12 protein-coding genes are annotated in these 12,980 nt (G+C 60.2%); 8 read left to right on the top strand and 4 right to left on the bottom strand.

The window, feature by feature from the left end; translation table 11 throughout:
• Positions 1-53: 53 nt before the first annotated feature.
• A complete protein-coding gene (locus HKD21_RS12015) occupies positions 54-530 on the top strand; it encodes a DUF3429 domain-containing protein (protein WP_228121423.1) in 477 nt (158 codons plus the stop codon).
• On the opposite strand, the gene kdsA is transcribed toward HKD21_RS12015, so the two are convergent.
• The 4 genes from kdsA to tpiA all read right to left on the bottom strand — a co-directional run bounded on the left by kdsA (position 527) and on the right by tpiA (position 4,221).
• A complete protein-coding gene (kdsA, locus tag HKD21_RS12010; protein ID WP_194255893.1) occupies positions 527-1,351 on the bottom strand; it encodes a 3-deoxy-8-phosphooctulonate synthase in 825 nt (274 codons plus the stop codon). The genes HKD21_RS12015 and kdsA overlap by 4 nt on opposite strands.
• On the bottom strand, positions 1,348-2,979 hold the full coding sequence (locus tag HKD21_RS12005; RefSeq protein WP_194255892.1) for a CTP synthase: 1,632 nt from the start codon (positions 2,977-2,979) through the stop codon (positions 1,348-1,350). The genes kdsA and HKD21_RS12005 overlap by 4 nt, the downstream gene beginning before the upstream one ends.
• Before the next feature lie 103 nt (positions 2,980-3,082).
• The gene (gene secG / locus HKD21_RS12000) at positions 3,083-3,424 is read right to left on the bottom strand and encodes a preprotein translocase subunit SecG (RefSeq protein ID WP_194255891.1); all 342 of its coding nucleotides are present in this window, start codon (positions 3,422-3,424) and stop codon (positions 3,083-3,085) included.
• Entirely contained in the window at positions 3,421-4,221 is an 801-nt protein-coding gene (gene tpiA / locus HKD21_RS11995) for a triose-phosphate isomerase (RefSeq protein ID WP_194255890.1), read from the bottom strand. Before tpiA ends, secG begins: the two co-directional genes overlap by 4 nt.
• A 185-nt stretch (positions 4,222-4,406) precedes the next feature.
• On the opposite strand from tpiA, the gene HKD21_RS11990 reads away from it, so the two are divergent.
• The 7 genes from HKD21_RS11990 to HKD21_RS11960 all read left to right on the top strand — a co-directional run bounded on the left by HKD21_RS11990 (position 4,407) and on the right by HKD21_RS11960 (position 12,978).
• Positions 4,407-6,356 carry a peptidyl-prolyl cis-trans isomerase gene (locus HKD21_RS11990; protein ID WP_194255889.1) on the top strand — a complete coding sequence of 650 codons (1,950 nt, stop codon included), beginning with the start codon at positions 4,407-4,409 and terminating at the stop codon, positions 6,354-6,356.
• Complete coding sequence (gene trpE, locus HKD21_RS11985; RefSeq protein WP_194255888.1) at positions 6,356-7,768, top strand: anthranilate synthase component I; 1,413 nt, start codon at positions 6,356-6,358, stop codon at positions 7,766-7,768. The genes HKD21_RS11990 and trpE overlap by 1 nt, the downstream gene beginning before the upstream one ends.
• Positions 7,769-7,829: 61 nt before the next feature.
• Positions 7,830-8,426 (top strand): anthranilate synthase component II, encoded by a 597-nt coding sequence (locus HKD21_RS11980; RefSeq protein ID WP_194255887.1) that lies wholly within the window; start codon positions 7,830-7,832, stop codon positions 8,424-8,426.
• On the top strand, positions 8,423-9,526 hold the full coding sequence (trpD, locus tag HKD21_RS11975) for an anthranilate phosphoribosyltransferase (RefSeq protein ID WP_194255942.1): 1,104 nt from the start codon (positions 8,423-8,425) through the stop codon (positions 9,524-9,526). The genes HKD21_RS11980 and trpD overlap by 4 nt, the downstream gene beginning before the upstream one ends.
• Positions 9,523-10,449: an indole-3-glycerol phosphate synthase TrpC gene (gene trpC, locus HKD21_RS11970; RefSeq protein WP_194255886.1), complete on the top strand. Its 927-nt coding sequence runs from the start codon at positions 9,523-9,525 to the stop codon at positions 10,447-10,449. Before trpD ends, trpC begins: the two co-directional genes overlap by 4 nt.
• Positions 10,450-10,602: 153 nt before the next feature.
• Positions 10,603-11,607 carry a pyruvate dehydrogenase (acetyl-transferring) E1 component subunit alpha gene (pdhA, locus tag HKD21_RS11965; RefSeq protein WP_194255885.1) on the top strand — a complete coding sequence of 335 codons (1,005 nt, stop codon included), beginning with the start codon at positions 10,603-10,605 and terminating at the stop codon, positions 11,605-11,607.
• A 3-nt stretch (positions 11,608-11,610) separates the two neighbouring features.
• A complete protein-coding gene (locus tag HKD21_RS11960; RefSeq protein ID WP_194255884.1) occupies positions 11,611-12,978 on the top strand; it encodes a pyruvate dehydrogenase complex E1 component subunit beta in 1,368 nt (455 codons plus the stop codon).
• Positions 12,979-12,980: the final 2 nt, after the last annotated feature.

The raw sequence follows: 12,980 nt of genomic DNA, 5'->3' as shown, positions 1-12,980 counted from the left end.
GAATGGAACAGCTATTTCAAGTCTCAAAATCACGCCGTGAGGTCAACGACGACATGCGCCTTCCTTTTCCCATTTTCGTGCTTGGCATTGCCGGACTGATCCCCTTCATGACGCTTGGGGGGTGGATCTTCCTCGCTGGACTGTTCACGCCGCTGCCCCATCTGAAGATCATTCTGCTGGCATATGGTGCCTGCATCCTGTCATTTCTGGGTGCAGTGCACTGGGGGCTAGCCATGGAACGGCCGGACATCATTACGGTCGGCGGCACGTCGCAGCAGGACCGGCAGCGCCTTGTGTTGGGTGTCTGCCCCGCGCTCTGGGCATGGCTTGCCCTCTGTATCGGCGTTCTGGGCCATGTCCGGGCCGGGTTCGGACTGGAAATTATTGGTTTTGTCGGGACGTTCTTGGTGGAACGGGAAGCCTGGAGAAAAGGCGCACTTCCCCCAGGCTATCTGCCGCTGAGAGCCGGACTGACGGTTATTGCAGTACTGAGCCTGTTCATGGCCGCTCTGGCCCCTTCCGGCAGTTAGGCCGGAAAGGATTTTGCCAGAGCGTCGAAGGCTTTCAGGCGCGTCAGGAGTGCGCGCATTTCATGAAGCGGCACCATGGTCGGACCATCGCTTGGAGCATGGTCCGGGTCCTGATGCGCTTCAATGAAAACGGCTGCCACACCGATCGAAAGGGCCGCACGGGCGAGGGGTTCGACGAATTCGCGCTGCCCACCCGTTGAGGCCCCGAGGCCGCCCGGCTGCTGTACGGAATGCGTCGCATCGAACACGACGGGATAGCCCGTCTGAGCCATGATGGGCAGACCGCGCATATCGCTGACAAGCGTGTTGTAGCCGAAACTCGTTCCACGATCGCAGAGCATGATGCGCTCATTGCCGGTTGAGGCAATCTTTGCCGCAACGTTCGCCATGTCCCACGGTGCGAGGAACTGGCCCTTCTTGATGTTGATGGCACGACCGGTTTCGCCAGCAGCCAGCAGCAGGTCCGTCTGGCGACACAGGAATGCAGGGATCTGCAGGACATCAACTGCCTGAGCGGCAGGGGCACACTGCTCGGCGGTATGCACATCCGTCAGGACGGGAACACTGAATCGTTCGCGGATGCTGGCAAGGATCTCCAGACCGGCATCCATGCCCACACCACGCGCGGCATTGACCGAACTCCGATTGGCCTTGTCGAAGCTGCTTTTATAGATCAGTCCGATTCCGAGTTCGCGACAGATGGCGGAGATGGCATCAGCCATCTCCGTTGCATGCTCACGGGATTCGATCTGGCAGGGACCAGCGATCAGCGTGAAAGGCTGATCCTGACCGACCGTAAGGTCTCCAATCCGGAAGCTCACTTGCTGTGAGCCTCCTTGACGGCAGCACCAATAAAGCCTGCGAACAGCGGATGCGGATCGAAGGGTTTGGACAGCAGTTCCGGATGGTACTGCACGGCCACGAACCATGCGTGATCCGGGTATTCGACCACTTCGGGGAGCACCCCGTCAGGCGAGAGGCCGGAGAATCGCAGACCTGTCTTTTCCAGACGATCCTTGTAATGCGCGTTGACTTCCCAGCGATGACGATGGCGCTCGCGGATTTCCGTACGCCCATAAATCTCGGCCACACGGGAACCCGGAACCAGCTTTGCCGGATAGGCGCCAAGACGCATGGTGCCGCCCAGATCGCCGCCTTCACGGCGACGGAGCAGTTCGCCACCACGCGCCCATTCCGTCATCAGACCGACCACGGGCTCGTCCGTCGGACCAAACTCTGTGGAGGACGCCTTGGAGAGGCCAGCAAGCGAGCGCGCACATTCGACCACAGCCATCTGCATACCAAAGCATATGCCGAGGAACGGAATGTTGTTCTCGCGGGCATAGCGGACGGCCTGGATCTTACCCTCGGCACCACGTTCACCAAATCCGCCGGGGACGAGAATGGCATCCGCATCCTTCAGACGCTCGGCGATATTCCCATTCTTCTCGAATTCTTCCGATTCGATCCAGTCCAGATTGACCTTCACATGGTTGGCGATACCACCATGCAGCAGGGCTTCGGCCAGCGACTTATAGCTGTCCAACAGGGCTGTGTATTTACCGACAATAGCTACGCGGACTTCGGCTTCTGGCTCGCGAATCGCATGGACAATCTTTTCCCAGCGCGAGAGATCCGGCTTGCTGTCGTAGGGCAGGTCGAAATAGCGCAGGACTTCCTGATCCATTCCCTCATTGTGATAGGAAATAGGGCAGGCATAGATCGTGTCCACATCAAGCGCCGCGATGACGGCTTCCGGGCGGACGTTACAGAAATTGGCGATCTTGCGGCGCTCGTTGTCCGGAATGGGACGATCCGAGCGGCACAGGAGCATTTGCGGCTGAATGCCGACGTTCTGGAGTTCCTTGACGGAATGCTGCGTCGGCTTGGTCTTGAGTTCGCCGGCTGCCGGGATGTAGGGCAGAAGCGTCAGATGCACGCACATGGTCTGGGCATGGCCGAGATCATTGCGAAGCTGACGGATGGCTTCAAGGAAGGGCAGGCTCTCGATATCGCCAACCGTGCCGCCGATCTCCACCAACACGAAATCGTAGTCATCCGTGCCCGTGACCACAACGTCCTTGATGGCATCCGTGATGTGCGGAATGACCTGCACGGTCCCGCCCAGATAGTCGCCACGCCGTTCACGCGCGATGACATCCGAATAGATCCGCCCTGTTGTGGTATTGTCAGCACGGGACGCGTGAACGCCCGTAAAGCGCTCATAGTGACCGAGATCGAGGTCGGTTTCCGCCCCGTCATCGGTAATGAACACCTCGCCGTGCTGATACGGGCTCATGGTGCCCGGATCCACGTTGAGATAGGGGTCCAGTTTGCGCATGCGGACCTTGTATCCGCGCGCCTGGAGGAGAGCAGCGAGGGCCGCTGAAGCGATGCCCTTGCCGAGAGAAGATACCACACCGCCGGTGATGAATACGAAACGCGTCATGGGCGGTCTTCATACACTGCCGACATGGGGCAGGGGAAGCGAAGAGACGCGTCTGTATGAAAGATCCCCGTTAAAAAATCTGAACGGGGATCTTCAGGCCCGATTAGTGAGCAGGCGTGGACGCCGGAGCGGCAGGAGCTACCGGGGTTGTGGTCGCGGGCGTCGTCTGAGCAGCAGGTGGCTGGGCCAGAATGTCGCGCGAGCCAACGCCGGAGGAGGCACCACGGTTCATGACGGCCAGTACCAGGCACAGCAGCATGAAAATTCCGGCCAGAACCGACGTGGCCCGCGTGAGCAGCGTTGCTGTTCCGCGGCCGCTCATGAACGAGCCCATACCCTGGCCGCTGCCGATGCCAAGGCCGCCGCCTTCGCTGCGCTGAATGAGGATCACCCCGATCAGCGCCAGTGCGACCAGCAGATTAAGAGCAAGCAGAAGAGTGGTCATGAACGATAGGGTCCGGACAATGGTTGGGCAGACAGGCGGAGAGAGGCTGATTCGGCAATGCGCAGAAAGCTCTTTGCTTCCAGACTGGCACTACCCACCAGCACCCCTCCGAGCGACCCGATGGAAAAAATGGTCGGCGCCTGAGCCGGTGTTACGGAGCCGCCATACAGGATCGGGACGCGAATGTCATCCATCTTGAGGCGAGACTGCAACAATCCGTGAAGGAGAGAGAGGATCCGCTCAAGCTCGTCAATCGGCGGAACGGAGCCACTGCCGATAGCCCAGACAGGCTCATAGGCCAGTACGCCGTTGAAATCGTCCGTAAGCGAACCTTCGACCTGCGTTGCCAGAACGGTGGTCGTCCGACCTTCGAGACGTTCCTCCATCGTCTCGCCGATACAGACGATGGGAACAAGCCCGGCAGCCTCTGCGGCTTCGACCTTCCGGCGGATCAGCGCATCGGTTTCGCCGTTAGCCTGACGACGCTCGGAATGGCCGAGTATGACGTATTGCACACCCAGATCGGAGAGCATGTCCGCCGAGATATCGCCGGTATGTGGACCGGATGAGGTCGTGTGACAGTCCTGTGCACCAAGCCACAGAGGCGTATCCGGCCCTGCGGCATTGATGATGCCGTGAACGCTCGCAAGCTGGGTAAAAGGCGGACACAGGACGAGCCGCACATCATCGGGAAGGGCCTGCGCGCCCTCGGCGACGGCACGGGCCAGATGGCTGGACTGCTCGCACAGCCCGTTCATCTTCCAGTTGCCAACGACAAGCCTTGGGGATGGGATCACTCTTCCTCCTTCGCGACAGCACAATGACAGTGCAATCGGCGTGTAAGGGCCGGTCCAGATGCCAAAAGGATGACTCTCGTTCCGGTCTGCTTCTGGTCAAGCCGTTCTCACGACATTATGGTGCGGCAAGTTTAGCGGGCCTTCCGTGTCCGCACCATCCCGTCATCCGGATCTGCCCTGACCCCATGATTATCTCGCTCCGCCACCTGTTTGTTGACTCCTGGGCCGGCCGCGCCGCCGCGCTGCTGATCTTTCTGGCCTTTATTGGCTGGGGCGTGGGAGATGTTTACTCCAATCTGGGTGCCGCAGGCTCCAACGAAATCGTGCGCATCTATGATCGCAGCATCACTCCGGATGATTTCAGCCGCGCGCTTTCAGCCCAGCTTCCCGCTGTTGCCAAGCAGATCGGCCTTGCCGACCCCTCCAAGCTGCCCAAAAGCGAAGTGGAGCAGATCGCGCGGCAGACGCTTCAAAATCTTGTGATGCAGAACGAGATCCAGCTTGCGGCCGAGCGCGCAGGCATGATGGTGCCCGACGCTCTGGTGCGGCAGGATATTTTCGCGATCCCCGCCTTCCATGATGCCGCTGGAAAGTTCGACCGCAGCGTCTTCAACGACCGTCTGACCCGGATGGGCCTGACCGAAGGCAAGCTGATTCAAGTCATTCGCGAGGATATTGCGTCCCGTGGCCTGTTGCAGGGGATCGGTCAGGCCGTTGTGGCACCCCCGTCATTGACGGAGCGCATGCTGTCTTTCGATGCAAACCAGCGCGTTTTTGATATGGTGGAAATCCCGTTTGCAAGCGCCACCGTAACGGCAGCCCCCACAGACGAGCAGCTTCACCGCTTCTATGACAACCATCCGCAGATGTTCCGCACGACGGAATACCGTCATGCCAAAATGGTCGTCATGACGGCGGACAGCGTTGCCAAGACAATCGAGGTTCCAGACGACGTTCTGCATCGTCTCTACGATTTTCAGGCACGCACCTACGACATGCCCGAGACGCGGACGCTTCAGGTCCTGACCTTCACGGACCAGGCGAAAGCCGCTGCGGCAGCGACCGCATGGAAAGGCGGACTGTCTTGGGACGACATCCAGAAAAAGTTCCCCGAAGCTGCTGCCGTGGCCCTTCCATCGGTCCGCCAGAGCGATATTCCCAACCCCGAGCTTGCCAAGGCCGCTTTCGCTGCGCAGCCTGACCGCATTTCCGGCCCGGAAAAGACCGGAATGGGATGGGTCGTGTTCAACATCACGGCCGTCGTGGCGCCTCACAAAACGACATTTGAGCAGGCAAAAGGCGATCTGAAAAAGCAGGTCCAGACGCAGGAAGCTGCCGAGGCTCTTCAGGCACGCCAGAAGCAGTTTCAGGACGCGGTTGCCGGTTCTTCGACGCTGGAACAGATCCCGGGCGATCTCGGCGCTGTTCCGGCTGCGGGAACGCTGGACTCCAATGGCATGACGCAAGACGGTCTGCCCGCACCTATCCCGGGTGATGAGGCGCTGCGTCAGGCCATCGTTCATCAGGTCTTCACGCAATCCAAAGGCGCTCAGCCGACAGTGGTCAACGGCCCGAATGGCACCTTCTTTTCGGTGCTGGTTGACGAGGTCCACCCCGGAACCCTCAAGCCGTTCGACAGCGTACGCGATCAGGTCGTTCAGGCGTGGACAGCCGAGCAGAAGCGCCGCGCCGCCAATCTGCGCGCAACGGCTTTGTTCGGTACCGCAAAGTCCGGCACGCTTCGCAAGGCTATGGACGGACAGCCGGAAGCCTCGACCCTGCGTCAAGACGTGAGCGTCTCGCGCGTTCATCCCGATCAAAGCCTGCCTCAAAACATCCTGCGCGGGATCTTTGATCTCAAGCCGGGTACGACCGGAATGTTTGAAACGCCGGATGCATTCTGGCTCGTTAACGTGACCGCCGATCGTCCTGCTTCGGCAGAAGACCTGAAGTCCCTCGGCACCCGTCTTGTGGACGATTATCGTCAGTCCATGCAGTCCGATATTCCGATGGTCCTGAGTGCTGCGATGGAAAAGGCTTTTCCGCCCTCGCATATCAATATGGCGCTCTACAATCAGGTCATAGCGGCCGCGGTTCCGGCCAGCGCACCCGCAGCAGAAAACGGGGCACACTGATGGGCATCGTCTACAGCATTGAGGCCGCCGATCTCCTGACGCCCGTTTCGGCGTTTCTCAGACTGTCGAACCTGTCGGATGATCCATATCGGCTTCTGTTCGAAAGCGTCGAAGGTGGTGCTGCACGTGGACGTTATTCCGTCATAGCCCTGCTGCCGGATCTGGTCTGGAAGTCCCGGGACGGGAAGGTCACGCTCGACGGGAAACCTATCGACGGAGTACCGCTCGAGACGCTCAAGACCATCGTAGACGACAGCCAGATGGATCTTCCGAGCGGAATGCCTCCCATGATCGGTGGCGTGTTCGGCGTGCTGGGCTACGACATGGTGCGTCAGATGGAGCGTCTGCCGAATGCTCCGGTCAACGATCTGGAACTGCCGGAAGGAATCATGATCCGTCCGCGCCTGTTCGCGGTCTTTGATTCCGTGAGGGATGAACTGACGCTGGCCGTGCCGGTTCGTGGAGACACGACGGACGCGGAAGCTCACGCGCTTCTGGACAGGGCGCGCGCCGCTCTGGCCGCGCCACTTGGAGACGCACGCGAGACCCTGCCTACCGGTACGGAACTGGAAGCTCCGGTCTCCAACATGACGCAGCAGCAGTTTGAAGACCATGTCCGCAAGGCGCAGGACTATATTGCGGCGGGCGATGCCTTCCAGATTGTGCCGAGCCAGCGCTTTACGACACCATTCCCACTTTCACCGCTCTCGCTCTATCGCAGCCTGCGGCGGGTCAATCCGGCACCGTTCCTGTTCGTGATGGAGCTTGAGGATTACGCCCTCGTGGGTTCCTCGCCGGAAATTCTGGTTCGACTGCGGGATGGCGAAGTCACGGTTCGGCCGCTGGCGGGCACCCGCCCGCGCGGTGCAGACCGCGATGAGGATCTGGCTCTGGAAAAAGAGCTTCTGGCCGACCGCAAGGAACTGGCCGAGCATCTGATGCTGATCGATCTGGGTCGCAATGATGTGGGTCGCGTCTCGAAACTGGGGACTGTCGCGGTTCCGGAGCAGTTCGTCGTGGAACGCTACAGCCATGTGATGCACATCTCCTCAACTGTCACAGGCCAGATCAAGGATGGCAGTACGGCAATGGATGCCCTTGTTGCAGCGTTCCCGGCCGGAACCCTGACAGGTGCACCCAAGATCCGCGCCATGGAAATCATCGACGAACTGGAGCCGACACGACGCGGGCCGTATTCCGGCTGTGTCGGGTATTTCGGCGCAGACGGTGAAATGGACACCTGCATCGGACTGCGCATGGCCGTTCTCAAGGACGGCAACATGTATGTTCAGGCCGGATGCGGCGTGGTGGCGGACAGCGACCCGAATGCCGAGTTCCGCGAGACGCAGGCCAAAGCCCGCGCGCTCTTCCGGGCGGCAGAAATCGCGGTTGCAACCGCGGCCAAAGCCTGACGGTGGGCGGGTACACGATGTGTTGTTTGACGAAAAGAGACGCGAAGTTCATTCTGTTGCCATGATCCTTCTCATCGACAATTACGACAGCTTCACGTTCAACATCGTCCATCATCTGGGCGCGCTCGGTGTGGCGTGTGACGTGCGTCGCAACGATGCGCTAAGTGTTGAAGAGGCTCTGGCGCTCAATCCGGCTGCCATCGTAATCTCACCAGGCCCCGGCGCACCTGCGGAGGCGGGGATCTGCTGTGATCTGATCCGTGCGGCGGCAGGGCGCGTGCCGGTTTTCGGTGTGTGCCTCGGCCATCAGGCGATCGGTCAGGTCTTCGGCGCCGAAGTCGTGCGTGCGCCCGTGCCGATGCACGGCAAGATCAGCACCGTTCACCATGACGGAACGGGGGTTTTTGCCGGGCTTCCCGATCCGGTGGATGTCGTGCGTTATCACAGTCTGACACTCCGGCCCGACAGCATTCCCGAGACGCTGGTCGTTAATGCACGGACGGAAGACGGAGTTATCATGGGTGTGCGCCATCGCGACTATCCTGTGCACGGCGTTCAGTTCCACCCCGAGAGCATCGCATCCGTTGCAGGCCGCGAACTGCTGGCCAACTTCCTGACGATTGCCGGGATTCCCGTCACGGCATCACAGGCCGCCTGACAGTGGGGGCTGATTTTACAGCGCTTCTGCATAAAGCGGCTTCAGGACAGCTTCTCAGCAGTCATGAAGCAGAAGCCGCTTTTCACGCCATTATGGCGGGAACGGTTGATCCGGTTCATCTCTCGGCTTTTCTAACTGCTCTGAAACTCCGTGGAGAAACTCTGGCCGAACTGACGGGTGCTGTGAAAGCCGTCCGGCATCACATGACACTCCTGCCGGATGTTCCGGCTGGGGCGATTGATGTTTGCGGAACGGGCGGGGATGGCCTGAAAACGCTGAACGTCTCGACGGCTGTGGCCTTCGTGCTGGCCGGTCTGGGCGTTCCCGTCGCCAAACACGGCAACCGCGCGCTCTCGTCAGCCACGGGTGCAACAGATGTTCTGGAAGTTCTGGGAATTCCGCCTACCGATGATCTGGCCCTGCAAGGCAGGCGTCTGCGCGAAGACGGTCTGGTCTTTCTGGCGGCCCCCCAGCATCATCCTGCGATGCGTCATGCGGCACCAGTGCGCAAGGCGCTGGGTTTTCGGACATTGTTCAATCTGCTCGGGCCACTCTGCAATCCCGCTCAGGTGCGCCATCAGCTGATCGGCGTGTTTGATGGACGTTGGTGCGAGCCGGTTGCAAAAGCACTCGGTGCGTTGGGGAGCCTGTCTGTCTGGGTTGTGCATGGCGCGACCCCGGAGGGTGGCAGTGACGAACTGACCCTCGCTGGCCCCTCTCAGGTCTCGGCTTGGGAGAAAGACGCTATTTTTTCGTTTGAGATCGAACCGGATATGTCAGGCCTGAAGGCAGCTCCGATCTCCGCCATCCGCGGCGGTGATGCCCAGACCAACGCGACCGCACTGCTTTCCCTACTGGAAGGCGCCGGTGGCGCTTACCGTGATACGGTTCTTCTCAACGCCGCCGCGGCCCTGCATGTGGCAGGACGCGGCGATATCGTGAAGGACGGAACGATTGACGTTCCGGCTTTCCGTCGCAATGTAGGTCTGGCGGCAGAGTCCATCGACCGTGGGCTCGCCCGCGCCGCGCTTGAGCGGGCGCGTCTGTCAGCTCATTCCCCGACCCATTCCATTGCTTCCACAGACGCAGGACGATCATGACATTCATGCACCATCGACCGGCGATGACATATTCGCCCGAGGGAACAGAACAGTTCCCGGACCCGGAAGTTCCGGAAACGACGACCCCTCCCATCAAAAATCCGGAAGCGGAGACCGCCGCCGACCGGAGTGATGTTCTGGCACGCATCTGCGCGCGTACGCGGGTGGACATCGAACAGCGCTCGCAGATCATGTCACTCAAGGACATTACGGCGCGGGCCCGGGAAGTCACCACCCCCACACGGGGGTTCGGGCAGGCGCTTCAGCATCTGACGGCGGACCGTCAGGTCGGGCTGATTGCCGAAATCAAGAAGGCATCTCCTTCCGCCGGGATCCTGCGTCCGGACTATGATCCGGTGAAAATTGCGCAGGACTATCAGGCCGCTGGCGCCACCTGCCTGTCCGTTCTGACGGAGGGCTCGTGCTTTCATGGCAGCACGGAAGATATCCGCATCGTGCGCGAAGCGTGCAGCCTACCGATTTTGCGCAAGGATTTCATCCTTGACCCCTGGCAGGTCCATGAGAGCCGCCTGATCGGGGCGGACTGCATTCTGCTGATCATGGCGGTGCTGACGGAAACTCAGGCTGCTGAACTGATCGCGATTGCGCGCGGACTGGACATGGATGTCCTGCTGGAAGTCCATGACGAAGCCGAACTGAACCGGGCGCTGGCACTCGATACATTCCTGATCGGGATCAACAATCGTAACCTGCGCACTCTGAAAACCGATATCCAGACGACGATCGATCTGGCGCCGATGGTGCCGCCGGATCGTCTGGTCGTCTCTGAAAGTGGCATCCGAACGCAGGATGACATGATGAAGGTTGGCGCAGTTGGCGCGAGCGCCGTGCTGGTCGGTGAGAGCCTGCTGCGTGAGCCCGATCCGGGCGTGGCGGCACGTCGACTGCTCGGTTTCATTTGATCTCCGGCCGCCTTTCGGGGCGGTCAGAGTCGTTTTTTCACGGCATATCCCCCAGATCGGGGCATTCCGCGCAAGCGGAACGTGGTCTGGCTTTTGGTGGCTTCTGCCGCTAAGAGCATGCGGGATTTTATGCATTTCCATCAGGAGACCGTCATGGACGAGACACCGTCCGCTTCAGGCCGGAGCAACGGTCCGGCCCTTTCGCCGGAGACCATGAAGCGCGCTTACAGGGACATGCTTCTTGTCCGGCGCTTCGAGGAAAAAGCCGGGCAGCTTTACGGCATGGGTCTGATCGGCGGCTTCTGCCATCTTTATATCGGGCAGGAAGCCGTTGTGGTCGGGATCGGCCTCAACATGAAGCAGGGCGACAAGTCCATCACGTCCTATCGTGACCACGGACAGATGCTCGTGGCGGGTATGACGCCGCGCGGTGTCATGGCGGAACTGACGGGCCGGTCCGGCGGGTATTCCCGCGGCAAGGGCGGTTCCATGCACATGTTCTCCCGTGAAAAGGAGTTCTATGGCGGTCATGGTATCGTTGGCGCGCAGGTCGCACTGGGTACAGGTCTGGCGTTCGCAAACAAGTATCGCGGTACGGATGAAGTCTCGATCGTGTATTTCGGCGAAGGCGCATCTGCACAGGGGCAGGTCTATGAGAGCTTCAATCTCGCGGCCCTGCACAAGCTGCCCTGCATTTATGTGATCGAGAACAACCGCTACGGCATGGGCACGTCCATTGAGCGCGCCTCGGCCTCCAAAGACCTGTCGCGCAATGGCGAGCCTTGGGGCATTGCCAGCCGCAAGGTCGACGGCATGGACATCTTTGCAGTTCATGAAGCGGCACAGGAAGCGATGGAATACTGCCGTGCGGGCAAGGGGCCGTTTCTGCTGGAAATGGAAACCTATCGCTATCGTGGGCACTCCATGTCGGACCCGGCGAAGTATCGCCAGCGTTCGGAAGTCGAAGAAATGCGCCGTACGCGTGATCCGATTGAAACGCTAAAGGCCGAAATGCTGCGCAGCGGGATCGAAGAGAGCGTCTTCAAGGACATTGAGACGGACGTAAAAGCCATTGTCGCTGACGCGACCGAATTTGCACAGACAAGCCCCGAGCCGGACCATTCCGAACTCTGGACTGATATTCTGGTGGAGGCCTGATCCATGGCATCTCTGATTCTGATGCCGGCCCTCTCGCCGACCATGACCGAGGGTACGCTTGCGCGCTGGGTCAAGACGGCAGGTGAGGCCGTTTCCGCCGGAGACGTGATTGCCGAGATCGAGACCGACAAAGCGACCATGGAAGTGGAAGCCGTGGACGAAGGCGTGATCGGCAAGACACTGGTGGCCGAAGGCACGCAGAATATCGCGGTCAATACGCCGATCGCCGTGCTTCTAACCGAAGGCGAAAACGCTTCGGCTGCGGATACGGTGACGCGCTCTGCTGATCCAGCTGCGGGCGCTTCTGTCGCGATTGAAACACCGGCTGATCTGGGGATCGTGGAAGCACCGGAAGTCGCACAGGCCGAGAATGACCGGGACTGGGGCGAGACCAGCGACATCACCGTCCGTCAGGCCCTGCGTGATGCGATGGCAGCCGAACTTCGCCGTGATGAGGACGTGTTTCTGATCGGTGAGGAAGTGGCGCAGTATCAGGGCGCCTATAAGGTCAGTCAGGGCCTGCTGGATGAGTTTGGCGAGAAGCGTGTCATTGATACGCCGATCACGGAACACGGTTTCACGGGTATGGCTGTGGGTGCGGCACTGACCGGGCTGAAGCCGATCGTCGAGTTCATGACCATGAACTTTTCGCTTCAAGCCGTTGATCATATTATCAATTCTGCTGCCAAGACGCTGTACATGTCCGGCGGTCAGATGGGCTGTCCCATCGTGTTCCGTGGCCCGAACGGGGCTGCGGCGCGTGTCGGTGCACAGCACTCTCAGTGTTTCGCAAGCTGGTTTGCCCATATTCCGGGCCTCAAGGTGGTCGCGCCTTGGTCGTCTGCGGATGCGAAGGGATTGCTGCGGGCCGCCATTTGCGATCCGAACCCGGTCATCGTTCTGGAAAACGAGATCCTCTACGGACAGAAATTCCCGTGCCCCGTAGATGAAGACTTCATTCTGCCGATCGGTCGCGCGAAGATCGAACGGGAAGGGACGGACGTAACGCTCGTAGCCTTCTCCATCATGGTCGGCGTGGCACTGGAAGCCGCAGCCCTTCTGGCAGAAGAAGGCATCTCGGCCGAAGTCATCAACCTGCGCTCGATCCGTCCTCTGGATACCGAGACAATCGTACGCAGCGTGAAAAAGACGAACCGGATCGTGTCCGTCGAAGAAGGCTGGCCGGTCGCAGGCATCGGGGCAGAAATCTGCACCGTGGCCGTCGAACAGGCTTTTGACTGGCTGGATGCTCCGCCAGCGCGCGTTTGCGGGCTTGACCTGCCGATGCCCTATGCGGCCAATCTCGAAAAACTGGCGCTTCCAAAACCCGAATGGGTGGTGGATGCGGTTCGCAAGCAGCTGCGGGACTGACA

This window comes from Gluconobacter cerevisiae (assembly GCF_015244675.1).
GTDB classification, from domain to species: Bacteria; Pseudomonadota; Alphaproteobacteria; order Acetobacterales; family Acetobacteraceae; genus Gluconobacter; species Gluconobacter cerevisiae.
The sequence above is the reverse complement of the archived record's forward strand: the minus strand, read 5'-3'. Positions and strand labels throughout refer to the sequence as shown.

What these genes read in the sequence shown, in the direction of transcription:
- pdhA (WP_194255885.1), top strand. Translation starts at nt 10,603, where the DNA reads ATGGACGAGACACCGTCCGCTTCAGGCCGGAGCAACGGTCCGGCCCTT.
- HKD21_RS12015 (WP_228121423.1), top strand. Translation starts at nt 54, where the DNA reads ATGCGCCTTCCTTTTCCCATTTTCGTGCTTGGCATTGCCGGACTGATC.
- trpE (WP_194255888.1), top strand. Translation starts at nt 6,356, where the DNA reads ATGGGCATCGTCTACAGCATTGAGGCCGCCGATCTCCTGACGCCCGTT.
- HKD21_RS11980 (WP_194255887.1), top strand. Translation starts at nt 7,830, where the DNA reads ATGATCCTTCTCATCGACAATTACGACAGCTTCACGTTCAACATCGTC.
- HKD21_RS11960 (WP_194255884.1), top strand. Translation starts at nt 11,611, where the DNA reads ATGGCATCTCTGATTCTGATGCCGGCCCTCTCGCCGACCATGACCGAG.
- HKD21_RS11990 (WP_194255889.1), top strand. Translation starts at nt 4,407, where the DNA reads ATGATTATCTCGCTCCGCCACCTGTTTGTTGACTCCTGGGCCGGCCGC.
- trpC (WP_194255886.1), top strand. Translation starts at nt 9,523, where the DNA reads ATGACATTCATGCACCATCGACCGGCGATGACATATTCGCCCGAGGGA.
- secG (WP_194255891.1), bottom strand. Translation starts at nt 3,424, where the DNA reads ATGACCACTCTTCTGCTTGCTCTTAATCTGCTGGTCGCACTGGCGCTG.
- HKD21_RS12005 (WP_194255892.1), bottom strand. Translation starts at nt 2,979, where the DNA reads ATGACGCGTTTCGTATTCATCACCGGCGGTGTGGTATCTTCTCTCGGC.